This is a genomic window from Sulfurihydrogenibium sp. (assembly GCF_027448985.1).
Lineage (GTDB): Bacteria > Aquificota > Aquificia > Aquificales > Hydrogenothermaceae > Sulfurihydrogenibium.
In genome coordinates this window covers 1-1,186 of record NZ_DAIDMN010000160.1, presented here as the reverse complement: position 1 = coordinate 1,186, position 1,186 = coordinate 1, and the positions used below count along the sequence as shown (strand labels likewise).

Annotated in this window: 3 protein-coding genes and 1 pseudogene; all 4 read left to right on the top strand. The window is 35.1% G+C overall.

Going from position 1 to position 1,186, the window contains the following annotated elements; translation table 11 throughout:
• A partial coding sequence (gene rpsF / locus NE054_RS08290; RefSeq protein WP_297890519.1) for a 30S ribosomal protein S6 occupies positions 1–202 on the top strand: 202 nt, incomplete at its 5' end.
• 1 nt (position 203) lies between these two features.
• Positions 204–308: pseudogene (locus tag NE054_RS08285) on the top strand (single-stranded DNA-binding protein); the annotation flags it as partial.
• 40 nt (positions 309–348) lie between these two features.
• Entirely contained in the window at positions 349–918 is a 570-nt protein-coding gene (gene pth, locus NE054_RS08280) for an aminoacyl-tRNA hydrolase (protein WP_297890517.1), read from the top strand.
• Between the two features lie 66 nt (positions 919–984).
• The coding region (rpsF, locus tag NE054_RS08275; RefSeq protein WP_297890515.1) for a 30S ribosomal protein S6 at positions 985–1,186 on the top strand (202 nt) is incomplete at its 3' end.

Sequence of the window (1,186 nt, the reverse complement as noted above, 5' to 3'; positions counted from 1 at the left end):
GTGGGGTAGAAAAAACCTTGCTTATCCAATCCAAAAGTTCAACTCCGGGTACTACTACTTAGTCAACTACAAAACCGCAAACAACAAACTTCCCGGAATCCTTGAGTACAATTTAAGGATTAACGAAGATGTTATCAGATTTTTAAACATGAAGGTTCATGTTCCAAAAGCTTCTCAACAGGAGAATAAAGAGGTAGCATAACATGTTAAACAAAGTTTTGTTAATCGGTAGGCTAACAAGGGACCCTGAGATAAGATACCTACCAAGTGGTATGCAGATAACAAGTTTTACATTGGCAGTTAATAGAAGAAGTTGCAGAAGAAACAACTGAGGGAGCTTCTGCTTAATTGATAAAGGCTATTGTTGGACTTGGAAATCCGGGACAAAAGTATAAAGATACTCGTCACAACGTCGGTTTTATGGTTGCCGACGCTGTGGCAAAATCAATTAAATGTGATAAAAAATACAAAGAAAAAGATTTTTCTCATATATACGAGTGTCCAGATTATGATGTCATAATAGCCAAACCTCAAACGTATATGAATTTAAGTGGAAATGCGGTTGTAAACATTTTAGAAGATTACAACTTAAAACCTAATGAGATACTAGTTGTTTACGATGACCTTGACTTACCACTTGGAAGTATAAGACTACGGACAAAAGGTTCAAGTGGTGGACACAACGGAATAAAATCAATTATAAGTATGATAAAAACAGAAGAGTTTCCAAGACTAAAAATAGGAATAGGAAGACCTGCAAGAAAAGAGGAAGTATCCGATTATGTTTTATCTCCTTTTACAAAAGATGAAAAAATTATTTTGGATAGGGTAATAGCTGCCTCTACAGAATGTATACTAAACGTGTTAAAATATGGTATAGAAAAATCTATGAATAGTTGTAATAAAAGTGTGATATAAGCCTTGCTTTCCTGTAAGTATCAGGAAGGCTGATTTTATAAAAATCATCCAGAAGGAGGTATGTGTATGAGACATTACGAACTAGTGTTTGCTCTAAAACCAACTCTATCGGAAGAAGAGTTAAACGGTAGAGTTGAAGCAATCCAAAACCTGATTAAAGAGAATCAGGGAGAGATTTACAATTTTGAAAAGTGGGGTAGAAAAAACCTTGCTTATCCAATCCAAAAGTTCAACTCCGGGTACTACTACTTAGTCAACTACAAAACCG